Consider the following 25,258-nt stretch of genomic DNA (forward strand, 5'->3'; position numbering starts at 1 on the left):
TTTCAATTAAGGTTTTGGAACACTTCTCGTTAAAGTGTATGACTGTTGCTTGGAGTAGTTTGTGGTCCATAGTGTTTGAAGGAAAGAAAGTATGCTATATGGGATATAGAGTAGTAATAAGCCGATTGTAACAATTATGGGTGAATTTCCGCCAAATTGAACGATAAATTGTAACAGTCCACTTGCATGAAAAACGCATTCCATAAAAACGAATGAAAGAATGATGGAACCTAAAATTGATTTATGGTTCGAAGTAAGCGCCAAAAACAATGTATCCACAAGAAAAGAATCATGTTTTATTTCATATTCATTTGTGTTTTTCAAGAAAGGAATCCATTTTTTTACTGCTTGCATAACGATAATCATGGAAGTACTACATACGATGATAAAAGATGAGTAGTAAGGAAGGTTTATAAATTGTGCGACGTATAGAAGTAGTAATAAGACTGAACATTGTAATACTACAGTGCAAAAAGAGTAAGGTATCCAATTCAATACAGTAGTAAACTTTTTAAACGAGTTAGGTACTTTGAAAAATAAATGGCCGATACCCAAACTTATGAAAAATCCGATCGCAAGGGTAAAAGTAAAACGAACAATCGATATAAAATATATTTCCCATATGTAAGGGAATAATGGTGTTGAATGATTAGAAGTATGTATCATTTGATTTGCTGAGAAAAAGATAGATTCATGCATCCAATCAACCTTTGGAATTGATATAGAAGAAAGCTGTGCGAAGTTTTGAAAAATGCTAATAAATCCATTTTGATAAGAGTAATTGTGTGTAATAAAAAGAGCTGGAATAGGACTTATGGCAAAAATAACAATAACACCAATTATAAATTTACATATATGTGAGCGTAATAAGGACATATAAACCACCTACTCTTTGAATATTCAGAAAATTCTTATTCTTATTTTAGCCGTTTTTGGAGCAAGTTACAATATATTTTTCTTCATGTATGGGCATATGGATAATTTTAAATTGTATTTAGAAATCTATTTTATGTGTGGAATATAAAGCAGAAACTGGTATGTAACAGTACAAATACAAAAAGCGTGAACAGTTTTGCATTTTCACGCTTTTTGTGTGGAATGAAGAGAATGTAGGGAAATGTCGAAAGGATTAAATAGATTTTTAAAATTGGAAAGTGATACCATAAAATTAAACGATGTTTAAATCGTTGTTTAACTGATACATTCTAGAGGGGGAGATGAATTGGGGGGGAATGAAAACGTATCAACGAAAGAAAAGATTTTAAATACAACATTGGAATTAATTAAAAAAGAAGGTTTTGAAAAGGTAACGATAAGAAAAATTGCAGCATTGTCAGATGTAAATATAGCGCTAGTAAATTACCATTTTGGTTCAAAAGAAAAGTTAATTAGTGAGACGATTAGAGTTTTATTAATTAGCTTTCAAGGCACTTATTCTATTTTAGATAATATTACAGTGCCAGCAAAAGAAAGATTAAAAATATTTTTATTGGATTATGTACTAGTAATTCGGCAATATCCGGAGTTAGTTAGGAAGATTATTGCAATGGGAACTACGGTATTTACATCTCAATACGAATATGGGGATTTTTTGAAGAGGCTAGGTTTCAGTAAAGTGAAGAATATTTTGAGCGAGATAACAAATGAAACGGATCGGGAAATTTTAATGATGATGACGGTGCAAATATTTGGATCCATTTTTCTTCCCACATTAATGATGCCAATTCTCGAATCAGGGGCAGATATAAAAGTACCATCTGTAGAAAAACAGATTGATTTCCTATTTGAACGCTATTTTTATAAAAATTGAGATAGTGGGTGATAGAGGTGGCTAGTTTCTTTAGAAAGCATTGGTGTGATATAGGGTTAGTTGTCGCTATTATTGTCGTTGTTTCTTTAGTCGCGAATTTGGGAGAAATGAGTGAAATAAAAGTACTGTTAGGGTTAAGTTTTGTGGCCATTTTAGTGCATCAATTTGAAGAGTATCGTTGGCCAGGTTATTTTGCTGGTCTGTTTAATGTAGTTATATTTAAAAGTGATATACCAGACCGCTATCCATTAAATACGCAATCTGCTATGGTAATAAATATTTTGATTGCGTATGTTTTTTATTTACTCCCGGTTTTCTTTCAAAATATAATATGGCTTGGGTTGGCACCTATTTTAATGGGATTTTTTCAATTCATATGGCATGGTATTTTTGCGAATATAAAAGCTAAAACAATATATAATCCGGGATTAGGTGCGGTTGTATTACTACATGTTCCAATTGGTTATGTATATATGAGGTATATTCTTTTACACAATCTGGCTACAAATTTGGATTGGTTATTTGGGGTGATCTACTTTCTAATAGCTACCTATTTTTTAATTATAAAAGGAAATATGTTAATGAAAAGTAAGGAGACAAATTATTACTTTTCTAAAAAACAATTAGGTCCGTACAATGATACATTGAAGTGATTCAGAATTCAGAGGGAGGGTTTTGGATGCGGAAGAAAGTGCAAGTGAAGGATTCATGAATAAATTATGACAAGAAAATGAATAATTTTCAGAAAAATAAAATAAATTATTTATTTTTTTCTGAAAATATAATATAGTTATGGCACAGAAAGTATTTTAACATAAGGAGGCTTTTTATGAGGATTAAAGGGAATTACGTGCCAAAAAGGGAAGTTTTACTGTGCTCAAGTTCGATTACGATAGGGGAAGCGTTAGAGCATTTAAATAAAACGGGGTATCGTTGTGTACCAGTTTTAGATGAAAAAAAAGAGAAATTTTTAGGGAATATATATAAAGTAGATATTTTAGAATATAAAGGATCACTTGACGAGAGTGTAATGCAATTATTAAACGATAAAGAGGGATTTGTGAGAGAAGATTCTTCTTTCTTTAAAGTATTTTTTACAATAAAAAAATTGCCTTATTTATCAGTAGTTGACGAAAAAGGGGTTTTCCTTGGAATTTTAACGCATAAAAAAGTTTTTGAGTTATTAGAGGATGCATGGGGCGTTCACTCTAGTAAATACTCTGTCATGATTGGAACGCAAGACTATAATGGAGCAATCCAAAAGTTATCGACAGTTTTAAAGAAATACACTGGTATTCAAAGTTTGATGACTTTTGATAATGATGCCTTATTAGTTCGTAGAATTATGTTTACATTAGGAGAAGAGTTTAACGACGGTGAATTAGAGACATTATTGAAAGATTTAGAAGATCACGGATTTAGAGTTGTATATGTGGAAGAGATGAAAAATCCACGTGAAGTTGAAACGATAGAGTAACATACAAAAGCCATCTAATTATCTTGGATGGCTTTTGTTATGTTACGTGTGTAAAGTTATTTTAAAATAACGACAAGATAATAGGTGAGATTATAACAATATTTGTGTAAGAGAATAAAAAATGTAGATAATTTCGATTTTCAAAAAAATCAATTTGAAAATATGTTTTTATTTTGCAACTAAATATGTTACTATATGTGTGATAAAAACAAAGAGGTCTGACAACTATACTCCACGTAATAACACTCTAATGATTTAAAAATTCAAAAAACTCAAAATTCAAAAATAACAATTGTATTAATGATTAGAGTAAAAATAAGGGGAATGGAGAAATTATGGAGAAAGACACTGCTTTGTAAGGGGCATATTTTATCATCTTGAGCAGAGAGGAGGATGCATAGCATATTGTAAAATATAGAGATAAACAATGAAAAAATGCTATGCAAATGAAGAGCATGAAGGGACGTTTAAGGCCAGGTGATACGGTAGCAATTGGTTTGATGCTATTTGCATTATTTTTAGGAGCAGGAAATTTAATTTTCCCGCCAGTTTTAGGTCAACAAGCAGGAGAGAATGTTTGGATTGCTACAATAGGATTCCTTGTAACGGGAGTCGGATTACCCCTACTAGCTGTAACAGCTGTCGCGTTTGTAGAGGGGGACTTGAAAGCGCTATCTTCTAGAGTCCACCCTATATTTGCGTTTATTTTCCCATTGATTAGTTATTTAGCAATTGGACCATTTTTCGCGATTCCTCGTACTGGAGCTGTTTCGTTTGAAATGGGTATGAAGCCGTTTTTATCAGAGGCAATGGTTTCAGAGTGGTACATGCTATTTCTTTTCACGATAGTTTTCTTCGGAATAACGTGGTATTTATCATTAAATCCATCTAAATTAGTGGATTGGTTTGGGAAGTTTCTTACTCCATTATTAGTATTAATTGTTGCTGTTATTGTCGGAAAGGCAATTATTGATCCAATTGGAGAGCCGGCTGCGCCGTTAGCTGCTTACCAAGAGAATGCTTTCTTTGGTGGATTTATTCAAGGGTATTTAACGATGGATGCAATTAGTGCTCTCGTATTTGGAATTGTCGTTGTACAAGTTATTCGCTCTAAAGGGATAAAAGAGAGTAGCCAAATTGCAAAAATAACAGTCGTATCAGGTATTATTGCTGTACTTGGTTTAACGTTAATCTATTTATCACTTGCTTATCTTGGTTCAACAAGTACATCACTTGGTGTCTCAGAAAACGGTGGTCTTATTTTAACGAATGTTGTAAATGAGCTATATGGGACGAGTGGTAAAGTTTTATTAGGACTTGTTATTATACTCGCTTGTTTAACAACTTCTGTTGGGTTAACATCGGCGTGTGCGGGTTTCTTTACAAACTTATTCCCAAAACTTTCGCATAAAACGATTGTAACAATGGTATGTGTATTTAGTTTAATTGTATCTAACCTAGGTTTAACACAATTAATCGCAGTAACATTACCTGTGTTAATGATCATTTATCCAGTTGCAATTGTATTAATCGTACTTTCGTATTTCCATAAGTGGATTGGGAAGCGTAATACAATTTATATTGGAGCTATTTTAGGTGCATTGTTAATTAGTTTCTTTAACGGTTTAGAAAGTGCGAAAATTAAAATTGACGCGATTTCTAATGTACTACAAATGTTACCGTTATATAACGAAGGAATCGGATGGTTAATTCCATCATGTATTGGCGGGATTCTCGGTTTCTTCTTCTATAAATCAAATGAATCAAGTGAATTACAAAAGAAAGGTGCTTAGGCACCTTTCTTTTTTTGAAGGGGATTTTTGAATTTTGTCTAAGTAATAATTGGGGGGAATGATAAATGGCTAATTTTGAAGATTTTTTAAATTTGGATTTGAGAATTGGAACTGTAATACATGCAGAGGAATTTAAAGAAGCGAGAGTACCAGCGATTAAACTAGCAATAGATTTTGGAGAAATCGGGATAAAGCAGTCAAGTGCCCAAATTACGAAAAGGTACAGTCCAGAAGAGTTAGTCGGTCAACAAATCGTTGGGGTTGTAAACTTTCCACCGAAGCGTGTAGCTGGATTCAAATCAGAAGTGCTTGTGCTTGGTGGTGTTCCTGAAGCTGATGATGTCGTGTTACTTCAGCCTAATATGGAATTGCCAAATGGAACAAAAATTAGCTAGGGTGAAGGTAGGGGCTAATATGGATATCGGACGAGAATATTTGCAATGTGCGATTTCGAACTTTGAAGCAACAAAGAAACAAGGGGAACGGGCACTTTCTCAATTATCATATGAACAAATACAATGGTCTTCTCATGAAGAAACAAATAGTATAGCGATTATTATTAAGCATCTGCACGGTAATATGCGTTCTAGATGGACGGATTTTTTAACGTCTGATGGTGAAAAAACAGATCGTAATCGAGATGGTGAATTTGAGGGATGCTATCATTCAAAAGAAGAAGCCCTTATAGCTTGGCAAGAAGGATGGAAATATGTTTTTAATACGATGAATACTTTAGCGCCGGAGCACTTATTGAAGACGGTATACATTCGCGGTGAAGCACATACTGTCATGCAAGCAATTGAAAGGCAAATTTCTCATTATGCATTGCATATTGGTCAGATTATTTATATTGGGAAGATGTTAAAAGAAAATGAGTGGGAATGTTTAAGTATTCCGAGAGGTCAGTCTGCACGTTATGTAGAGAAAAAACGTTCCACATAATAATAAGAAAGAAACCGATAAAAAATGGGAAATAAGAAAATCAGCCAAATAATAGATGGTTCTGTAATCATAAGAATGCTGCCAAAAATAAGTCCATACATAATAAGAAAGAAATTGAAAAGTGTATTCACTGGGATAAATCGTGAGAGGAACACTTGCTGTCGTTTAAAACAATCACTGTGAAATAAATAAAAGCGGAAGTACCATGTGGCGGTAATAAGATCTTTCTTTCTCACAATTCTTTTTTTGCATGTATGACAGATAAATGTTGGTTGCATTTCATTACGCTCCATTTTTTATTTTTATAATAATGTGAGACATAAGTAGGTACAACGTGTATGTTCCTATATACGCTCCTGCAATAAGGAAAAATGGATTCAGTAAAATCCCATGAATGCTCGTCATGAAAACTAAATCTTGTATTAAAACATCGTATATATTAATGGAAATAATTGTACCGAGTACATAAAGTGCCAAGTACGCAGAAATATGTAGTACAATAGAGATTTTTGGATGCTTAGCGGACAAATAAAAAATGAATGATAGAGCGATTGGTAATATTCCTATTAATAGCTTCAATTCATTTCACCTCATTAACAATATAGCCGAAATTTTAACGGTCTATTCTCTAGGGCTTGTACATAACTTGAAATAGAGAGGTGATAGTATGAATCGGGGCTTTTTTTTTATGAAGTTTACAAGTATGCGTAAGTTAGTTTTATTTGTTATTACTACAGTGCTAGCGACTTTTTTTCTTATTAGTATGATGGTAACCTCTATGAAAGAGACGAAGTCAACGTATTTATATAATTGGTTAAATGAGTTATCGATGAATGGTTACATGTATGTACTTGGAAAAGAGAATCATTATTTTACACAGGAGTATCGAAATTTGAATCAAGATTTTTCAATTTCTTCTTTTCTCTTTTCTATGGCTACAAATATTCGCTTTAATGATGTACGCAGTTTTGTCGGGAAAGAGCTACCCGGGTTTGGTAAGTACGATACAGAAATTGTTATTGCGGGTGAGGGCACAAACTATTCTAACTTACCGATAGAGTCGAGTGTACCTCTTGAAGAAGTAGTGAAAGAACGGACTAGTGGAACTGGACAAGCACCTAAACAAGATACGAATAAAGAGAAGAAACAGCCGTCCCAAACGACCGGGAAAAGACAAGTTGCGTTTATTTATCATACACATAGCTGGGAATCTTATTTACCTTTACTTAACTTAACGAATGATCCGAATCCGAATAAAGCAACGAGTTCTGTATCGAATATTTCTATATTAGGAGATCGTTTCCGTGAACAACTAGAAGGTGAAGGGATTGGAGCTACTAACGATAAGAGTGATGTTGGTCAAAAGTTAATAAGTAAGGGTTTAAACAGTAATAGTTCGTATAAAATGTCACGAGAAATTGTGCAGCAAGCTATGGCTGGAAATAAAGATCTTCAATACTTTTTTGATTTGCATCGTGATAGTGCTCGAAAGAATGTAACGACAAAAACAATTGGAGATAAATCATATGCGAAGCTTGCATTTGTAGTAGGGAAAGGAAATAAAAATTATGAAAAAAACTTACAATTAGCGACAGCTTTACATGAGGCGATTAATAAGAAATATCCAGGAGTGAGTCGTGGGGTCATTCAAAAAGGTTTCCAAACAGGAAATGGAATCTATAATCAAGATTTATCAGGACAAGCGATATTAATAGAAGTTGGCGGTGTAGATAATACGGAGGAAGAATTGAATCGATCAATTGATGCACTTGCTAAAGCATTTGGTGAATATTTTTGGCAGGCAGAAAAAGTGAATGGATAAAGTGAAACTTGAATTAGCCAGGGTATCTATCGATAATTATTAGCTCACTTCAATCTTGGAAAAGCGTAAGTGTAATGCTTACGTTTTTTGTGTTGGTTTGAAATGTGGATAGCAAGATGTCACAAAATGGACATGATTAATAATTATTATAGCGATATCGAAATTTGTCTAATTATAATAGGAGAATTAGAAAGGGATTTTTGAAATGGCAGAGAAAATCTTTTTACAAGGAAAATTTTTATATTATGAAATTGATAGGGTGATTTAGGTGATTAGGGAGATCAAAGTAGAAGATGCAGCATCATTTTTGCAATTAAGTAAGCAATTAGATGAAGAAACGAAGTTTATGTTATATGAACCAGGAGAAAGGAAAACTACAGCTGAGCAACAAGAAAAAATGATCCAGCGATTTATAGAAAATGAATATGCAACAATATTTGTAGCAGTTGAAGATGAGAGAATAATAGGTTTTATATTAGTGAATGGAAATAACATTCAAAGAAAGAGGCATGTGGCAAGCATTGTAATTGGTATTTTGCAAGAGTATAACGGGCGAGGTATTGGGACGAGATTGTTTAAAGAGGTTGAGAAGTGGGCAAAATTACATGATGTATGGCGTTTAGAATTAACAGTAATGGCCCACAATACAAGAGCTCAGGCACTATATAAAAAAGCTGGATTTGAGAAAGAAGGTGTCAAAAAAGCTGCTCTTATTATCGATGGAAAGGACATCGATGAGTATGAAATGGCCAAATTATTAAAATAAGAGGTCGTTATATGAAAAAAAGATGGGCACTACTCGGTATCGTAGCTGCAATAATTATTGTTGGAGTAGCAGGAATCAATTATAAAATGTATAAGGATAAGCAGGCGCGGGAAGTAAGTGTAAATAGTATATTTCCAAAAGCGAAAGAAACGATTGCTAATATGGATGGGGATATTGCGGTAATTAATAATCCGAATTCAATGCTTGTACTTGTGAATAAAAGTAGGCGTTTACCAGATGGTTATAGACCGCCAGATTTAGTTATTCCGAAAGTGCGCTACTCTAGTGAAGGTGATCAAGAAAAGAAAAAGATGAGAAAAGAGGCAGCGAGGGCGCTTGAGGAAATGTTCCAGCAAGCTAACAACGAGCGTATTTTCCTTTTTGCAGTTTCTGGATTTAGATCCTTTGATCGACAAAAAGCATTAAATACGATGTATAAAAAACAAGATGGGGAAGCAAAAACAGCAATGTCTAGCGCGGTTCCTGGCACAAGTGAGCATCAAACTGGATTAGCTATGGATATTACGTCTCAATCTGCTAAATTTCAGTTAGAGACGGTTTTTGGGGAAACGAAAGAAGGTCAGTGGCTTTCTGAAAATGCCCATAAATTTGGTTTTGTGATTCGATACACAAAAGCGAAAGAAACGATTACGGGCTATCGGTATGAACCATGGCACGTAAGGTATGTGGGAAATCCACAAGCTACATATTTGTATGATAATCAACTGACGCTTGAAGAAGTAACAGAGTAAATGATTGAGGGGAGAGACGTATAATGACGATGTTATATAAGAAAAAAGTACATGCATATATTACAAGAGAAAAAGAGGGGGTTATGCAATTACTGGTTTTTAAACATCGTGATATACATGAAGCTGGTATTCAAGTGCCAGGGGGAACGGTTGATGAAGGTGAAACGTTAGAAGCGGCTATATTGCGTGAAGTACAGGAAGAATCCGGATTACGTCATTTATGTATAGAGCGTTTTTTAGCAGATTACATTATACATGTGAAGGAAAAACAGGAATATGAAAAACGTCACTTTTTTCATGTAACTTTACTAACTGATGTAAAAGATACATGGGAACATATAGTAAGTGCTGGTGAGAAAGATCAAGGTTTAGCGTTTAGCTACGAATGGGTTAATATTGCAAAATGCCCTGAATTAGCAGGGAAACAAGGAGAGTTTTTACACTTATTGGATGAGATATATGTAAAGTAATAAAAGAGTCTGAAGCGAAAGTTCATTCGTTTCAGACTCTTTTTATTTTTCGGGAAATTAAAGGCTTTTTGAATAGATAAATTGAATTTCTTTAAAGGAATATTAGTTTGGAATAGTTGGGGTGAAAAGATGAAAAAGTAAGAGTTATACGCAAAAAAGTTGCTATAAGGGAGAATATAAATGGAGATTCAGTTTAATCCAGTATTAAAAAAAGAATTAACAATTCATGATATACAAACCGAAATGGAATCTGGGCAGTTAACTTCAAAGGAATTAGTGATGTATTATCTTCATAGAATCGCAAAGTATGACCAAGACGGACCGGAAATTAATTCTATTTTAGAAATCAATCCAGATGCTATTTTTATTGCAGAAGCGTTAGATTATGAAAGAAAGACAAAAGGTATAAGGGGTCCATTACATGGTATACCTGTTTTGCTTAAAGACAATATTGAAACGAATGACTCCATGCATACAAGTGCAGGTACGATTGCTCTAGAACAAAATATAAGCAGTGAAGATGCATTTCTCGTTACAAAATTACGAGAAGCCGGAGCAGTAATAATAGGAAAAACAAATATGACAGAATTAGCAAATGCAATGTCTTTTGAAATGTGGGCTGGATATAGTGCAAGAGGTGGTCAAACAATCAATCCATACGGAACGGGCAAGGACCATATGTTTGTTGGCGGATCTAGTACAGGATCTGCGATAGCAGTTGCCGCTAACTTTACAGTAGTATCTATTGGGACAGAAACCGATGCTTCTATTTTGAGCCCCGCTGTTCAAAATTCTGTAGTAGGTATTAAACCGACTGTCGGTTTAATTAGTCGTAGAGGAATTATTCCATTTACTTATTCGCAAGATACAGCTGGACCATTTGCTAGAACGGTAACAGATGCTGCTATTTTGCTAGGGAGTTTAATTGGAGTAGATGAGAAAGATGTTGCTACTCATAGAAGTGAAGGTAGGGCAGAGCAGGATTATACAAAATATCTTAATGTTAATGGCTTAAATGGAGCGAAGATTGGTGTGTTTAACGATGCACCAAAAGATTATTACGAAAATGGTGAGTATGATGAAATCTTGTTTAAGGAAACGATCCAAGTATTACGTAATGAAGGAGCGACAGTAGTAGAAAATATTAATATTCCTTCTTTTCATAGAGAATGGAGTTGGGGAGTGCCGCTTTATGAACTGAAGCATAGTTTAGATAACTATCTTTCTAAATTACCTTCTACTATTCCGGTACATTCTATTTCGGAGTTAATGGAGTTTAATAAAAACATAGCAGAAAGAGCTTTAAAATATGGACAAACTAAGTTAGAGGGAAGAAAAGATTTTCCTAATACGTTACGAAATCCAGAATATTTAAATGCAAGATTAGAAGATATATATTTTTCACAAGAACAAGGCATTGATTTTGCATTGGAAAAATATAATCTTGATGCGATACTGTTTCCTTCCTATATAGCTTCTACTATATGTGCGAAAGCGGGTTATCCGTCTATAGCAATACCTGCAGGGTATATGGAAAGCGGGAGACCTTTTGGAATTACGATTGCAAGTACTGCCTTTAGTGAAGGGATGTTAATTAAGCTAGCTTACGCTTTTGAACAGGCGACAAAACATAGAAAAATCCCAAACTTGTCATGAATAGAATAAATAAAAAGGACAGAGAATGCCTGTCCTTTTTGTTTTAGTGATTAAAGTGAAATATCGTTCTGCTCTGTTTTATGATATTTTAATAAACTAAAAGATAAACAAGCGGAACATAAAATAAGAATAGATGCGATGATATAAATTGTACGAACACCGAACATATCGGTAATAATGCCAACGCTAAGCATAGAAAGACCAGAAGCTGTTGAAAGAAGGGCGCCATGTGCTGTATACATTTTTGATAATAAAGAAGGGGTGACACTTGATTGTAAAACAGTCGTTTGAGAAATATCTCTAATTTGATAACATGGTCCCATTAGAACACATAGAAAAAGCGCAATAAATCCGCTGCTTGTCATACCATATAAAAATGTAAGAATGCTAAACATAAGAGAGCCTATCGACATGGAGCGTATTAAATTGTTTTGAATATAGGAACTCATTTTCCATGCCAATAGACCACCGATTAACGTGCCAACATAATAACTTGTATTAATATATCCCCACCATTCCTCGCCTTTATGAAGGATAGTCGTAACATATGCCATCGTAATAGCACCAATCCATATTGTCCCGGCGAAAGTTTCAATTAAGTCCATATATGTAACGGTACGGAGAGAAGGATTTTGAAATAAGAGTTTCCAACCTTCCGATAAAGCAGTACTTTTTGAAGAGGGAGGATCTGCTATTCGTTCAGTATGTATGGTACGTAATGAAAAGTGTAATGCAATACATCCAAAAATCATTAACATGTTATTAATCATGAGTGTAGATGTAGCGCCAATGAGAAGAACGATAACACTCGTAAATGAATAAGCGGCGGCTTGCGCAATTTGTGTTGAAAAGGAAAAGATACTATTTACTTTTACTAATTTTTCTTTCGGTGTAAGGCGCGGAAGAATGCTGTATAGTAATGGAGCGCTCCATCCACTACATAATGAAATGAAAAAAATAAAAGTTAATAGAGCTATAATGTTTGTGGATAAGACCGGAAACAAAATCATTAATAATAGTAAAAAGACTGTTTTTAGCCATTGTAGCGTATATAACAACGTATAAGACGGAAAACGATTTATTATTAGTGGTGCAGAGATGTTAGCAATTAGATTTGTGATAACTTGTAATAATGGAAAAAGAGCAGTAATAGTAGCTGATTTAGTTGCTATATAAATATGAGTTGTAATAATCATTACATATACGATGTCAGCGAGAGTAATGCATGTTTTGGAACCTAAGTAGTAGGTTAGTGACAGGTTTCTCAATAAGAATAACACCTCTATAAAAATAGTATTTAGTAATTAGAATAATTGTAATTTAAAAAATGAAATTTTTAAAGAATTTAATTTTTTGTCACTTTTTGAAAGGAATTTTCATGTATAATGAAGAATATATTGATATAGTATTATATTAATAATCATTGTAACAGTGAGTATGTACAATAGCTTGTAGCAAACGCCCAAGTGTAAGAAAGGGCGGATAAACCATTCTTTTCTTCATATACATATAGAAAATGAGAAAGAAAGTGAGGGTTGCATATGGCTGCTTGGGTAATTTGGTTTATAATAGCTGGTATTTTATTTATTGCAGAAATGTTGTCGATTACATTTTACATGCTTTGGCTTGGAATTGGAGCTGTTGTCGGAGGTCTTATTGCTTTGTTTGCTCCTGATGCACTACTGTTACAAGTTACTGTTGGCGCAATTGTAAGTTTAACTTTGACATTCTTTACGAAAAGAATTTCAAAAAACTTTCGAGAAGCAAAAGGTTTTACGGATACAGTAGATATGCTTGTTGGTAAAAAAGGGATTGTTATGCAAGCGATTACAAATGAAGCGAATGGTATTGTAAAGGTGGATGGAGATACTTGGACAGCTATTGCAGATTCTTCAATTGATGCTGGAGAAAAAGTCGTTGTTATAAAGAGGCATAGTACTATATTACAAGTAAAAAAGGAGAGTGAATAAATATGGTAGCATTAACGTTAACGATTATATTCGCACTAATTGTAGTTACATTTATCGCATTAACAATTAAAATTATTCCTCAGCAAAAAGTTGGGGTTGTTGAAAGATTTGGTAAGTTTCAACGTATCATGCACCCAGGATTAAATATTTTAATCCCAATTGTAGATCGTGTTCGTGTATATCACGACTTACGTATTCAACAAACGAATGTACCACCGCAAAAAGTAATTACGAAAGATAATGTTCAAGTAGAAATAGATACAATTATTTTCTATCAAATTGTTGAACCAGAACTTGCGACATATGGTATTTCAAACTATGAATATGGTGTTCGTAATATTACTTCAGCAACGATGCGTCAAATTATCGGTAAAATGGAACTGGATGAAACGTTATCTGGTCGTGAAAAAATTTCAACAGAAATCCGCTTAGCGCTTGATGAAGCAACAGAAAAATGGGGCGTACGTATTGAACGTGTCGAAGTTGTTGATATTAACCCGCCAAAAGATGTGCAAGCATCAATGGAAAAACAAATGAAGGCTGAGCGTAATAAACGTGCAATTATTTTAGAAGCTGAAGCAGCAAAACAAGATAAAGTTCTTCGTGCTGAAGGGGAAAAGCAAAGTAAAATCTTGATGGCTGAAGGGGATAAAGAAGCGCGTATTCGCGAAGCTGAAGGTATAAGAGAAGCAAAAGAATTAGAGGCACAAGGGGAAGCGCGAGCAATTGAAGAAATCGCAAAAGCAGAACAAAACCGTATTGAATTGCTTCGTGAAGCGAATTTGGATGAGCGCATACTTGCTTACAAATCATTCGAATCATTAGCTGAAGTTGCAAAAGGACCAGCAAATAAAGTCTTTATTCCGTCTAATGCAATTGAAACACTTGGTACTCTTGGGGCAATTGGAGAAATATTTAAAGAAAAACAAGCGAAGAAACTACCTTCAAATGATACAGGAAAAGAACAATAAAAGTGAGGAAGAGAAATGGGATGCCATTTCTCTTTTTTTGTGCGTATATTCCGAAAAGCTTGTACATATCCATGTATAAAGAAGGTGATGCAGTGAAAAAGTATGCAACTCGAATACATGGGAAGAAATTAATTTCGTTACTCCTTTTATATGCGCTAATAGTAATTATAATAGCGTCGATTTTGACGTCACTTTTACATACAATGAAATCGAATTATGCAAATCAATGGTTTGGAAAAGTATCGATGCAAGGTTTTGTTCAAATGATAGAAAGTGAGAATCACTATTACGGATTTGATTATTTTAAGCAGAATAAAAGAGAGTCAGTTGGGAATTTAATGTTCTCTATTGCGACAGATTTGAAAATTAAAGATTTAAGAACATTCGTCGGTAAAGAAGTACCTGGTATGTCAAAGTATTATTCTAATATTATCGTAGCTGGGGAAGGGACAAACTTGACGAATATCCCAAATGAATCTAGTGTACCGATTGAAGAAGTAACGAAAGAACGGGAAGTAGCAAAAGATAAAGTTACAGAAGCGGAAAAGAATAATCCGGTTCAGAAAAAGAACGGAGCGAAAAAAGGTGAAAGTGCAGTATATATTTATCATACACATAGCTGGGAATCCTTCTTTCCATTATTACCAGGGGCAACTGATCCATCTAGCCCAGATGTAAATGTGTCCTTACTAGGAAAACGTATGAAGGAACAACTTGAGGGGCAAGGAATTCCAGTAATTCACGATAAAACGAATATGGGTGATTTATTAGCGAGTAAAAAGTGGGTATGGTATCAGTCATATAAAGCATCTCATGAATATGTAAAAGGAGCATTAGCACAAAATAATAAAATTGCGTTTCCCATTGATATACATCGTGATGATCAGCGTAAGAAAGTAACAACAAAAGTAATTAATGGAAAATCGTATGCAAGATTATATTTTATTATTGGGATGGAAAATGAAGGCCGTGCTGAAAATGAAAAAATTGCAAGAGCGATCAATAGTTATTTAGATGAAAACTATTACGGATTAAGTAGAGGGATTTTTCCGAAGTATAAAAAAGATGGAAATGGCGTTTATAACCAAGATCTATCGAAAAATGCGATGTTAATTGAAGTTGGTGGTGTTGATAATACGTTAGATGAATTATATAACACAATTGATGTGTTAACAGAAGCGTTTAGTAAATATTATTGGAATGATGCGGAAAAAGTGAATGGATGAGGGACGGGAGACCGTTCCTTTTTATTTTGAAATCTTAAAATGTGATATAATAGAATTTTGTGAATGTTAAATAAAGGGGGAGAGAGAAACATGCAAATACTACTAATACGCCACGGAGAATCAGAAGCTGATATTTTACATGTGCATGAAGGACGAGCTGATTTTGAGTTGACTGACAAAGGGAGACGACAAGTACAAAGACTTGTACAGAAAGTGAAAAAAGATTTTGCACCAGATTTCATTTGGGCAAGCACATTAAAACGCGCTCGCGAAACGGGTGAAACATTAGCAGAAGCAATTGGTTGTCCAATTCAATTAGAAGAGGAATTAATGGAGTTTAATAATGGAATACAAGCTGGCTTATCATTTGAAGAAGCAAAGAAATATCCAGAGCCAAAATTTCTTCATGACCGTTTTGAAAACGGAGAGTCATTTATTGAGTTTCGAATGAGAATAGAAGGGATTTTTTCTAAAATTGTGACAGAGAATACATATGATCGAATTGCGATTGTTGCCCATGGAGGTGTAATTAATAGTCTATTACGTGCATTTTTCAATATGCCAATTTCAATGGACTACTATTTCAAAATGGGAGATACGGGAATAAGTTTAATTGAAATTGAGGGTGAACAAAAAACGGTGCATTTCATTAATGATACGAATCATTTGGACGGGATGTAAAGACTTATGTACAAAGTTGCATTTTTTGATGTTGACGGTACGCTTTTAAGCGAGATTGATAGAAGTATGCACGAAAGTACAAAAGAAGCGGTACAAAGATTAATAGATAAGGGGATTCACGTAGTTGTTACAACAGGGAGACCATATAGTTTATGCTCACAATTTAAGGGGCTAGGCATAAAAACGTATATTTCTGCAAATGGTGCACATATAAAATGTGGGGAAGAAGTTATACATAAATCAGTACTTTCAAGCGAAATCGTTCATGATATTTCAAATTTTGCTGAATTACATGGTCACAGTGTTTCTTACTTTACAGAAGAATTTGCAATGAATGATATTGCCTCCAAAGATGAACGTGTCATACGAGCGTTAAATGAAACTTTAAATTTAGAGCGGTATCCTGACAAAGTTAAAAACTTGTCAGATGAGATGTATTGCATATGTCTGTATGCTGATGAAGCAGAAGCTCAAAAATTCATTGAAAGATATCCAGCACTTACGTTTGACCGTTTTCATGGTTACGTTATGAATGTATTGGAAGATAGTAAAGTATCGAAGCTAACTGCAATTCAAAAAGTATTGGAACATTTAAATATTAGTAAATCAGAAGCCATTGCTTTTGGTGATGGTGGAAATGATATTGAGATGTTGCAGTATGTAGGATTAGGAGTTGCGATGAGAAATGGTGGAGAGGAGTTGAAGAGAAGGGCTGATTTCGTTACAACGAAGGCGAGTGAAGGCGGAATTTCTTATGCCTTAAAGAAGTTGCACATTATTTAAAACTGATAGCTAGTCAGTGTGAAAAATCCTGTTTTATAATAGGATTTTTTTGTTTAACAATGTGCTTGCAATAAAAGGAAAAATATGAGTATAATGAGAAAGTAATTAGGTAAGCTAATTATTTAATGAGAAAGGAGAGTGAAGATGAATGGATTCAAGAAAAGATTCCCTTCCTTTAGGGATTGAGCCGTACGCAGAGTTAATCAAAAAGACAGCATCAGCGGAAACGGATCCAATCGCAGCAAAACTTGGTTTGTTAATGTTATGGACGTCTGATAATGTTCTTGATGCGGTTGACGTAGATTTAGCTCCGCTTGGTATTTCAGAGAGTAAATTAGATTTTTTACTATTGTTTATTTTGCGTGAAATGGAAGCGAATGGGGAAGAGGTGAACATGAGTCCTTCGGATATTGCGAGTCGATTAGGGATTACACGTGCTTCTGTCACTGGCTTATTAGATTGGATGGAGAAACGAGAGTTAATCGTAAGATTCCACCATTCTGAAGATCGAAGAAGATTAAAGGTGAAAATTACTCCGAAAGGAAAAGAACTAGTTACACATTCTTTACCAACTTTTTGGTTATCTTGCGCTTCGTTAGTTGATGGCTTTAATCAAGAAGAGCGTCAAGTTTTAGAAAAGCTATTAAATAAAATGCAAACAACTATGCAGGTGAAATTAGGAGAAGGTAGGTAAATAAGTTGATTATGAAGATCAACTTATTTATTTGGACATATAATTAGCTTACCTTATTATATGCTTAACTAACTTTATGGACGGTGATAATTTTTGCTATGTAATTAAAATAAATAAGAGTTAAAGGAATGCTATTTTAGTAATTTAGAGAGTTTAAACTATTAAAAACAAATCGTAATAAGGGAGAGAGTTTATGATGGAAATAGGAAAGGAAGTAAATAGTGAAAAGAATTATACAATAATGACAGCAGTATTATGTTGGTCGGGTATGGTAGTTATGTCTAGCCTATATGTAACAATACCTTTAATCTCTCTATTTTCAAACATTTTTAATACGTCATTAGCACAATCGGCAGCTACAGGAAGTATATTTTCTGTTGGCTTTGCTATAGGGTGTTTGTTATTTGGGGCAATTTCTGATAAATATGGACGAAAAAAAGTGATTTTTATTGGATTGCTTGCACTGTCGATTGTTTCTTTTTGCTTAGGGTTTGTAGATAGTTTATTTTGGCTTGTTATTTTTAGAGGTATACAAGGGATAGCAGCAGCTACATTTTCTCCAGTAGCGCTAGCCTACGTTGTAGAAATGTTCCCAGTAGAAAGAAGGGTTACAACAATAGGATTTGTTAGTACTGGTTTTTTAGTAGCTGGAATTGTAGGGCAGGTAATAAGTACTGCTGTTAGTCAGCATTTTGGATGGCATATGGTTTTCTTTCTTCTTAGCATTGTCTATATAAGTACTGCTATATGGGTTTATTATTCTCTTCCGAAAGGAGAGACGTCTCAATCCTATACTGATATTTTGGGGCCAATTAAACAGATGGGTAAAGTTTTTACAAATAAAAGCTTAGTATTAAGCTATATAATTGCATTTGTTTTATTAATGGCTTTTGTTAATATGTATACTGTTTTAGGGAATTATTTGAGCTCTCCTACTTACAATTTAACTGCAGAACAAATTCTTTATTTTCGCTTAGCGGGGCTATTTGGTATGTTGCTATCACCGCTTGCAGGTCGTTTAACGAAGAGGTTTGAAGTAAGAAAAGTTCTTCAGGGAGGATTGTTGATCGCTATTTTTAGTCTAAGTTCAATGGGCTTTGTTTCGTATCTATCTCTACTTGTAATGATGAGTGTCTGTTTTGTAATAGGTATTGCTATATCCGTTCCGTCTTTAGTTTCTCTTGTAGGTCAATTAGGAGGGAAAGCGAGGGGAATAGCAGTATCTATTTATACTTTTATTTTATTTTTAGGTACTAGTATAGGACCTATCATTTCTATTTATCTAATGAAAATAGGAGGGTATGCTCAAACATTTATTTTATTAGGAATGCTACTTTTTATTGGTTTTGTAGCTTCTCTATTTATAATTAATGAATAAGTGGAAAATCACTCAAATAAAGGAATGCGAGGATCTTTCATATGCTCACATAATAAAAGATGAATTTGTCCACGATGATGATAAAAGTGTGCAACGATTTCAAGTAACCATTCAAAGCGCGAATAAGAAATACCCCAATAGGCAGTCATAACTTCTGCTAATTCTATTTGGGAGTAGGAAAGAAATGTTTTGGAGAGAAGGTTGTATCCTTCAATCATCGTTTGTTGCATTTGAGCAACTGTTACGGGCGTATGTTCTATATAAAAGGTATGTAATTCTTTTTCTGGAATACCATTTAAAATGAGCAAATCAGCATGACAAATAAGAGAAAGATGTGTACACATTTCAAATAATGATCGTTTTGAGTGAATCGGTTGTATTTTTAAATCGTTTTCACTATATTGGTTAAGCATATAAATAGAAGTATCAATAGCAACTTTTAGTTGATGTAATGCAGATTGAACAAACATTGTAATTCTCCTCGTCTCCGTATATAATAGTTTCTTGAGGATATTATATCATACTCAAAATTCCGAAAATTCTAGTAGTTTGACTAGCATAATGAAAAGTATTATATTGTAAAAGGTCATATGAAACGTGAAATAGAATGGAATGCAATTATTGAGTTAGGAGTTAGACCAATGAGTTTGAAATATGGAAGAGATACAATTGTAGAAATTGACTTAAATGCTGTAAAACATAATGTAAAAGAATTTAAAAAACATGTAAATGATGAAGAAATTAAGATGATGGCTGCTGTAAAAGCGAATGGGTATGGCCATGGGGCAGTTGAAGTTGCCAAAGCTGCAATTGAAGCTGGAATAAATCAACTTGCAGTTGCATTTGTAGATGAAGCAATAGAATTAAGAGAAGCAGGAATTACTGTGCCGATTTTAATTTTAGGATACACACCAGTAGCGGCTGTAGAAGATGTAATTCAATATGACGTTATGATGACTGTTTATAGAGTAGAAGATTTACATGGTATAAATGAAATTGCAAACCGTCTTCAAAAGAAAGTACAAATTCAAGTGAAAATTGATACGGGAATGAGTCGTATCGGTTTACAAGAAGAAGAAGTTAAACCATTTTTAGAAGAATTAAACCGTATGGAGTATATAGAAGTAGTAGGGATATTTACGCATTACTCTACGGCAGATGAAATCGATAAATCATATACGAATATGCAAACAAGTTTATTTGAAAAAGCTGTTAATACAGCGAAAGAATTAGGAATTCAAATACCATATATTCATAGTTCAAATAGTGCAGGATCAATGGAATTAAGTAACACATTTCAAAATATGGTGCGCGTTGGAATAGGAGTGTACGGTATGTATCCATCAAAAGAGGTGGATCATTCAGTCGTTTCTTTACAGCCTGCGTTGTCGTTAAAATCAAAAGTGGCTCATATTAAACATGCGAAGAAAAATCGTGGTGTAAGTTATGGGAATACGTATGTAACAACTGGTGAAGAATGGATTGCGACTGTACCAATTGGTTATGCTGATGGTTATAATCGTCAATTATCTAATAAAGGCTATGCGTTAATTAACGGGGTTCGAGTACCTGTAATTGGCCGTGTTTGTATGGATCAGTTAATGTTGGATGTTTCAAAAGCGATGCCAGTACAAGTAGGAGACGAAGTAGTATTCTACGGTAAACAAGGTGAAGAAAATATCACAGTAGAAGAAATAGCGGATATGTTAAGTACAATAAACTATGAAGTTACATGTATGCTAGATAGAAGAATTCCGCGTGTTTATAAAGAAAATGACGAAACAACTGCAGTTGTAAATATATTAAGAAAAAACTGAATCATTTAGATTCAGTTTTTTTATTTTTGGCAAGTGAAAAATGCTCTATTTGTACCGTACGATTGAATATTTTTAAAACCTACAGATTGTAATGCATGAGTAATTTCGTCTTTAGTGTAACATGTTTCTTTAAAAGAAAAGTTACTTCTTTTCCAAATATCATTTGTATCACGTGTAAATAATATGAAATTCATTTCTGCTTTTTTGTTTTTATTATCAAATGTAGAGTCAATCGTACAAACATATTCTTTCTCTGAAATATGAAACGAAGCAATCCAGTTTTCAAGAAATCCTTTTTCCATATTCATATCAAATGCGAATATACCCTCGTTATGTAATACGGAGTAAACGTTGTGAAACACACTTTTTAGTTCATCTAAATTCATAATATGGTTTAAACTATCACCGGCAGAGATGACGTAGTGGAATTGCTCATTTATATTGAAATAGCGAGCGTCATCGACGAAAAAGGTTGCATCTGGCGCATTTTCACGTGCATATTCAATCATTTGAGTAGAACCATCTATACCAGTTACTACAAAATTGTTATCAAGTAGTTTCCTAGTAAGATGACCAGTCCCGCAACAAAGATCTAAAATATGAGAATGTGGTTGTGCATATTGTAAAACGAGTTTTTCAAAAGCAAGATAGGAGTGTTCGGCAAAATGTCCCCAATGTTTATTATAAATAGATGCGAAAATATCGTAATCAGAATAAATAAGTTTTTTAGACATAAATATTCTCCGTGCTATTCATTAAATTATAATAGTCATGCTTCGTTTTAATTTTAAAACCACATTGTGTATATAGTTTTAAAGCATGGTTGTTTTTCGTTTCGACGTCTAATTCAATTGTTGAAGTTCCTTCTGTAATAAGGGTATGTACCATATAACTAAGAATATCTTTTCCATATCCTTTACCTTGATAAGAAGGATGAACGGCGAATCCTGATAGTGTAGTAGATTGTTCTTGCTCAGTAACTGTAATTGTTCCAATAGCTTTTTCGTTAATAAGAGCACTGTAAACTTTATGAGAAGGTGAAGTCATCATTTTTTGTAACCATGTAGCCGTATTGTCTACTGAATCACCAAAAGCTTTACTAGAAATTTCAATAAGGTCAAGAAGTGATTCTGAAGCTGCAAGAGTAAGCTGTATATTACTTTCTGTTGTTTTTTGAATTTCGTTTATTTTGAACTCCATACTATATTCACTATATAAATACGGTAACTTCATATGTTTTACAAATTCATTCCCAGAAATAGAATCCCCATTGATAATAAGAAGAGCTTCATCTGCCTCTCTATTTTGTATTTCTTTCATTGCAGTTTGTAAAAGGGTAGTTCCGAAACGTTGTTTTCTAAAATGAGGATGTACAAAGCCTATTAGTTCAAGCTTTGTTGGTCTTTCGAAATCATACATATTTAAAGTGCCAATTAATTGAGTACCGTTATAAAGAAGAAAATCGTTTATATGATCTTCATTTCGATTTTTTAAAAAGTTGATATGTAAATCTGAAGAGTAATCAAGATTGTCTTGTTGCCCGCAAATATAAGCCAAATCCTTCATTTGCTGTATTTCACTTTCTGTTACAGAACGCTTTTTCTGAATATCCATTGTATACTCCCTCTCAATTGTATTTAAAAATAGGATGGGTGACTTAACCATTCCTTTAATTCCACACTACCTTGCACAGATAACAGTCGGTATAAATAACGATATGGTCGTCTACATTCTTCAAGATGAGGAATAGGCATAATTGTTTCGTAACCACTTTAAAGGCATGTGCTTCTTTTTCGGTAAGTACATATTCTAGTCCGATAAAATCAAACTCTCGCGGGGCAACCGCGTAAGCTTCAGTATCTACTAAACCCGTAATAGTTGTACCGTCATATAAAAATTTGGTAGGGTCCATATCAAGTAAGACGAGTGTAGCTTCTTTTGGTACGGACAGGGAAGAAAGCTGTGATTCAAAGGTAGGAAAAGCATTTTGTATGCTTTCATCATCGGAATAAAACATATTCACAAGCTCTTTACTCACGTTTAAAATATGTGATTGGAATTCATCTAGTGGAACTTGGAACGTGCCTGACGGATTTCCTATAAAATCAGCTTTAAACTTATGTATTTCTGCAAGTCCTTTTCCTAGGCTAAATAAAATAGAATCTGGTTGCTCGATAAAAGATTGAACTGTGTTACCTACTAACTTTTCGACCACCACAAATTCACGGCCATTTAAAACATGTTTTTCTAATATTGTTGGGATAGGAAGATTCGTATGTTCTTGTAGCAATGTATGTACAGTTTCTAAATGATGGACGTTCCTTGGATCAATTCCAAATAGATTTTTACATCCCCACCAAAAATCATTATTTGGTTCTTCATTCATTTTAGAAGTACGAACGATAACTTCTGTATCTTCTGTTTGAACGAGAAAAACATCACTTGCATGATCTTCATAACCTGGGTGCAAGGCCTGAACGGATAGAATAGTTGAATTGAATAGTTGTTGTAGCATGAAAAGACTCCCTTTTCTGTAAATTCTATAAATTTATTATATAACAGATGATGTGTTATGAGGATAAAGATAAAAAGATTGAAAGCATAGTTACATTTATAGCGAAAATTCATTAAAAACATTATATTTCTACATTTTTGTGTGAATTGTCTAAAAAAATATAGTAGTAAGACTTGAATGTAAGACTCATATCTTTAAATCTATGAAGAGTAAAAGTAAAATTAAGCATTCATTTATAAGATTGTGAATCACAATAATGTAGACTATAGAAAATATTTCTCAATAATAAAATGAAGAGAAAAGCATGAAGAAGTAGAATGCATTCATTTATAATAGACTTAAATTAATTAATATAATTAATTGTTAACTTTATAAGATTGACTGGATAGGAGAGAATATTATGGCAAATGTACTCGTAATAAATTTCCCTGGGGAAGGTCATATTAATCCGACTTTAGCTATTGTAAGTGAGTTAATCCAACGAGGAGAAACAGTTGTTTCGTATTGTATTGAAGATTATAGAAAGAAGATTGAAGCAACAGGTGCAGAATTCCGAGTGTTTGAGAATTTTCTCTCTCAAATTAATATTATGGAACGAGTAAATGAAGGTGGGAGCCCTTTGACGATGCTATCTCATATGATTGAAGCATCAGAGCGTATTGTTACTCAAATTGTAGAAGAAACAAAAGAGGAAAAATATGATTATTTAATATATGATAATCATTTTCCAGTAGGACGTATTATAGCGAATATTTTACAATTACCAAGCGTTTCATCTTGTACAACGTTTGCTGTTAATCAGTACATTAATTTTCATGATGGGCAAGAATCGAGACAAGTAGACGAAATGAATCCATTATATCAATCTTGTTTAGCGGGAATGGAAAGATGGAATAAGCAGTATGGAATGAAATGTAATAGTATGTATGATATTATGAACCATCCTGGTGATATTACGATTGTATATACTTCAAAAGAATATCAGCCGCGTTCAGATTTATTTGATGAATCGTATAAATTTGTAGGTCCATCAGTTGCTACTCGAAAAGAAGTGGGGAGTTTTCCTACCGAAGATTTAAAAAATAAAAAAGTGATTTTCATTTCTATGGGAACAGTTTTTAATGAACAACCTGCTTTGTATGAAAAATGTTTTGAAGCGTTTAAAGATGTAGATGCGACAGTCGTATTAGTCGTTGGTAAGAAGATAAATATAAGTCAATTTGAAAATATCCCGAAAAACTTTAAGTTGTATAATTATGTCCCGCAATTAGAAGTTTTACAGCATGCTGATGTATTCGTGACACATGGTGGTATGAATAGTTCGAGTGAAGCGTTATATTACGGTGTTCCATTAGTTGTAATTCCGGTAACAGGAGATCAGCCATTCGTTGCAAAACGATTGATTGAAGTAGGGGCAGGCATAACACTTAATCGTAACGAGTTAACTTCTGAATTGTTACGTGAGACTGTAAAGAAAGTAATGGATGATGTGACGTTTAAGGAAAATAGTCGTAAAGTGGGAGAGTCGCTTAGAAATGCTGGTGGATATCAAAGGGCAGTTGAGGAAATATTTGAATTAAAAATGAAGCCGTACGTAAAGATTAAATAGATGTTAGAAACACACTTACTTTTAATTTGTAAGTGTGTTTCTAGTATTACGTGTTACATAAAAATAGCGATAAAGGTGAAACTTTTTTGTATATAAATCGATACCTTTGAATTAGTAGTAAAATTA

27 protein-coding genes and 1 pseudogene are annotated in these 25,258 nt (G+C 33.7%); 20 read left to right on the top strand and 8 right to left on the bottom strand.

Annotated elements, in window-relative coordinates; all coding sequences use genetic code 11:
• Positions 1-6: 6 nt before the first annotated feature.
• Positions 7-876 carry a hypothetical protein gene (locus AC3EMB_RS10385; RefSeq protein WP_000055272.1) on the bottom strand — a complete coding sequence of 290 codons (870 nt, stop codon included), beginning with the start codon at positions 874-876 and terminating at the stop codon, positions 7-9.
• A 346-nt stretch (positions 877-1,222) separates the two neighbouring features.
• Between AC3EMB_RS10385 and AC3EMB_RS10390 the strand changes: the two genes are divergently transcribed.
• The 6 genes from AC3EMB_RS10390 to AC3EMB_RS10415 all read left to right on the top strand — a co-directional run bounded on the left by AC3EMB_RS10390 (position 1,223) and on the right by AC3EMB_RS10415 (position 6,022).
• The gene (locus AC3EMB_RS10390; protein ID WP_053564684.1) at positions 1,223-1,810 is read left to right on the top strand and encodes a TetR/AcrR family transcriptional regulator; all 588 of its coding nucleotides are present in this window, start codon (positions 1,223-1,225) and stop codon (positions 1,808-1,810) included.
• 8 nt (positions 1,811-1,818) lie between these two features.
• Entirely contained in the window at positions 1,819-2,463 is a 645-nt protein-coding gene (locus tag AC3EMB_RS10395; protein ID WP_003270331.1) for an HXXEE domain-containing protein, read from the top strand.
• A 176-nt stretch (positions 2,464-2,639) separates the two neighbouring features.
• The gene (cbpA, locus tag AC3EMB_RS10400) at positions 2,640-3,287 is read left to right on the top strand and encodes a cyclic di-AMP binding protein CbpA (protein WP_001220528.1); all 648 of its coding nucleotides are present in this window, start codon (positions 2,640-2,642) and stop codon (positions 3,285-3,287) included.
• Between the two features lie 455 nt (positions 3,288-3,742).
• Positions 3,743-5,080 carry a branched-chain amino acid transport system II carrier protein BrnQ4 gene (gene brnQ4 / locus AC3EMB_RS10405; RefSeq protein ID WP_396530541.1) on the top strand — a complete coding sequence of 446 codons (1,338 nt, stop codon included), beginning with the start codon at positions 3,743-3,745 and terminating at the stop codon, positions 5,078-5,080.
• 65 nt (positions 5,081-5,145) lie between these two features.
• A complete protein-coding gene (csaA, locus tag AC3EMB_RS10410; RefSeq protein ID WP_488517672.1) occupies positions 5,146-5,475 on the top strand; it encodes a chaperone CsaA in 330 nt (109 codons plus the stop codon).
• Entirely contained in the window at positions 5,456-6,022 is a 567-nt protein-coding gene (locus AC3EMB_RS10415; RefSeq protein WP_071730034.1) for a DUF1572 domain-containing protein, read from the top strand. The genes csaA and AC3EMB_RS10415 overlap by 20 nt, the downstream gene beginning before the upstream one ends.
• Here AC3EMB_RS10415 and AC3EMB_RS10420 read toward each other — a convergent pair.
• Both AC3EMB_RS10420 and AC3EMB_RS10425 read right to left on the bottom strand, forming a co-directional pair.
• Positions 5,995-6,300, bottom strand: coding sequence for a permease (locus AC3EMB_RS10420; protein ID WP_071730037.1), 306 nt, complete (start codon positions 6,298-6,300; stop codon positions 5,995-5,997). The genes AC3EMB_RS10415 and AC3EMB_RS10420 overlap by 28 nt on opposite strands.
• Positions 6,301-6,304: 4 nt before the next feature.
• Positions 6,305-6,601, bottom strand: a complete 297-nt coding sequence (locus AC3EMB_RS10425; protein ID WP_000770728.1) for a hypothetical protein — start codon at positions 6,599-6,601, stop codon at positions 6,305-6,307.
• 88 nt (positions 6,602-6,689) lie between these two features.
• Between AC3EMB_RS10425 and spoIIP (AC3EMB_RS10430) the strand changes: the two genes are divergently transcribed.
• The 5 genes from spoIIP (AC3EMB_RS10430) to AC3EMB_RS10450 all read left to right on the top strand — a co-directional run bounded on the left by spoIIP (AC3EMB_RS10430) (position 6,690) and on the right by AC3EMB_RS10450 (position 11,488).
• Complete coding sequence (gene spoIIP, locus AC3EMB_RS10430) at positions 6,690-7,844, top strand: stage II sporulation protein P (RefSeq protein ID WP_001079283.1); 1,155 nt, start codon at positions 6,690-6,692, stop codon at positions 7,842-7,844.
• A gap of 268 nt (positions 7,845-8,112) precedes the next feature.
• Positions 8,113-8,610 carry a GNAT family N-acetyltransferase gene (locus tag AC3EMB_RS10435; protein ID WP_002093964.1) on the top strand — a complete coding sequence of 166 codons (498 nt, stop codon included), beginning with the start codon at positions 8,113-8,115 and terminating at the stop codon, positions 8,608-8,610.
• Between the two features lie 11 nt (positions 8,611-8,621).
• Entirely contained in the window at positions 8,622-9,362 is a 741-nt protein-coding gene (locus AC3EMB_RS10440; RefSeq protein ID WP_000747650.1) for a M15 family metallopeptidase, read from the top strand.
• A 23-nt stretch (positions 9,363-9,385) separates the two neighbouring features.
• Positions 9,386-9,832 (top strand): NUDIX hydrolase, encoded by a 447-nt coding sequence (locus AC3EMB_RS10445; protein ID WP_016512975.1) that lies wholly within the window; start codon positions 9,386-9,388, stop codon positions 9,830-9,832.
• Between the two features lie 180 nt (positions 9,833-10,012).
• The gene (locus AC3EMB_RS10450) at positions 10,013-11,488 is read left to right on the top strand and encodes an amidase family protein (RefSeq protein WP_088023984.1); all 1,476 of its coding nucleotides are present in this window, start codon (positions 10,013-10,015) and stop codon (positions 11,486-11,488) included.
• 50 nt (positions 11,489-11,538) lie between these two features.
• On the opposite strand, the gene AC3EMB_RS10455 is transcribed toward AC3EMB_RS10450, so the two are convergent.
• Positions 11,539-12,756 (bottom strand): MFS transporter, encoded by a 1,218-nt coding sequence (locus tag AC3EMB_RS10455; RefSeq protein ID WP_423098799.1) that lies wholly within the window; start codon positions 12,754-12,756, stop codon positions 11,539-11,541.
• A 273-nt stretch (positions 12,757-13,029) separates the two neighbouring features.
• Here AC3EMB_RS10455 and AC3EMB_RS10460 point away from each other — a divergent pair, with 273 nt between their 5' ends.
• The 7 genes from AC3EMB_RS10460 to AC3EMB_RS10490 all read left to right on the top strand — a co-directional run bounded on the left by AC3EMB_RS10460 (position 13,030) and on the right by AC3EMB_RS10490 (position 19,191).
• Positions 13,030-13,458: an NfeD family protein gene (locus AC3EMB_RS10460; RefSeq protein WP_000741974.1), complete on the top strand. Its 429-nt coding sequence runs from the start codon at positions 13,030-13,032 to the stop codon at positions 13,456-13,458.
• A gap of 2 nt (positions 13,459-13,460) precedes the next feature.
• Positions 13,461-14,429: an SPFH domain-containing protein gene (locus AC3EMB_RS10465; RefSeq protein WP_000226254.1), complete on the top strand. Its 969-nt coding sequence runs from the start codon at positions 13,461-13,463 to the stop codon at positions 14,427-14,429.
• A gap of 20 nt (positions 14,430-14,449) precedes the next feature.
• Positions 14,450-15,655 carry a stage II sporulation protein P gene (gene spoIIP, locus AC3EMB_RS10470; protein WP_307838012.1) on the top strand — a complete coding sequence of 402 codons (1,206 nt, stop codon included), beginning with the start codon at positions 14,450-14,452 and terminating at the stop codon, positions 15,653-15,655.
• Positions 15,656-15,745: 90 nt separating this feature from the next.
• Positions 15,746-16,336 carry a histidine phosphatase family protein gene (locus AC3EMB_RS10475; RefSeq protein WP_001166442.1) on the top strand — a complete coding sequence of 197 codons (591 nt, stop codon included), beginning with the start codon at positions 15,746-15,748 and terminating at the stop codon, positions 16,334-16,336.
• Positions 16,337-16,342: 6 nt separating this feature from the next.
• Positions 16,343-17,119 (top strand): Cof-type HAD-IIB family hydrolase, encoded by a 777-nt coding sequence (locus tag AC3EMB_RS10480; protein WP_454500443.1) that lies wholly within the window; start codon positions 16,343-16,345, stop codon positions 17,117-17,119.
• 148 nt (positions 17,120-17,267) lie between these two features.
• Positions 17,268-17,813, top strand: coding sequence for a MarR family winged helix-turn-helix transcriptional regulator (locus AC3EMB_RS10485; protein ID WP_000378333.1), 546 nt, complete (start codon positions 17,268-17,270; stop codon positions 17,811-17,813).
• Positions 17,814-18,009: 196 nt separating this feature from the next.
• Complete coding sequence (locus tag AC3EMB_RS10490; RefSeq protein WP_023521758.1) at positions 18,010-19,191, top strand: MFS transporter; 1,182 nt, start codon at positions 18,010-18,012, stop codon at positions 19,189-19,191.
• 8 nt (positions 19,192-19,199) lie between these two features.
• On the opposite strand, the gene AC3EMB_RS10495 is transcribed toward AC3EMB_RS10490, so the two are convergent.
• Positions 19,200-19,661, bottom strand: a complete 462-nt coding sequence (locus tag AC3EMB_RS10495; RefSeq protein ID WP_000498006.1) for a DinB family protein — start codon at positions 19,659-19,661, stop codon at positions 19,200-19,202.
• Positions 19,662-19,832: 171 nt separating this feature from the next.
• Here AC3EMB_RS10495 and alr point away from each other — a divergent pair, with 171 nt between their 5' ends.
• Positions 19,833-21,008: an alanine racemase gene (gene alr / locus AC3EMB_RS10500; protein WP_002093966.1), complete on the top strand. Its 1,176-nt coding sequence runs from the start codon at positions 19,833-19,835 to the stop codon at positions 21,006-21,008.
• Positions 21,009-21,028: 20 nt separating this feature from the next.
• Here the strand turns inward: alr and AC3EMB_RS10505 are convergent, their stop codons facing one another.
• From AC3EMB_RS10505 to AC3EMB_RS10515, 3 genes and pseudogenes are all read right to left on the bottom strand, one after another.
• Positions 21,029-21,742, bottom strand: a complete 714-nt coding sequence (locus AC3EMB_RS10505) for a class I SAM-dependent methyltransferase (protein WP_488517673.1) — start codon at positions 21,740-21,742, stop codon at positions 21,029-21,031.
• A complete protein-coding gene (locus AC3EMB_RS10510) occupies positions 21,735-22,622 on the bottom strand; it encodes a GNAT family N-acetyltransferase (RefSeq protein WP_043935483.1) in 888 nt (295 codons plus the stop codon). The genes AC3EMB_RS10505 and AC3EMB_RS10510 overlap by 8 nt, the downstream gene beginning before the upstream one ends.
• 23 nt (positions 22,623-22,645) lie before the next feature.
• Positions 22,646-23,523, bottom strand: a pseudogene (locus tag AC3EMB_RS10515) (aminoglycoside phosphotransferase family protein).
• Between the two features lie 400 nt (positions 23,524-23,923).
• Here AC3EMB_RS10515 and AC3EMB_RS10520 point away from each other — a divergent pair.
• A complete protein-coding gene (locus AC3EMB_RS10520; protein WP_098678260.1) occupies positions 23,924-25,132 on the top strand; it encodes a macrolide family glycosyltransferase in 1,209 nt (402 codons plus the stop codon).
• The last annotated feature ends 126 nt before the right edge of the window (positions 25,133-25,258 follow it).

The organism is Bacillus sp. LQ16, from assembly GCF_057784645.1.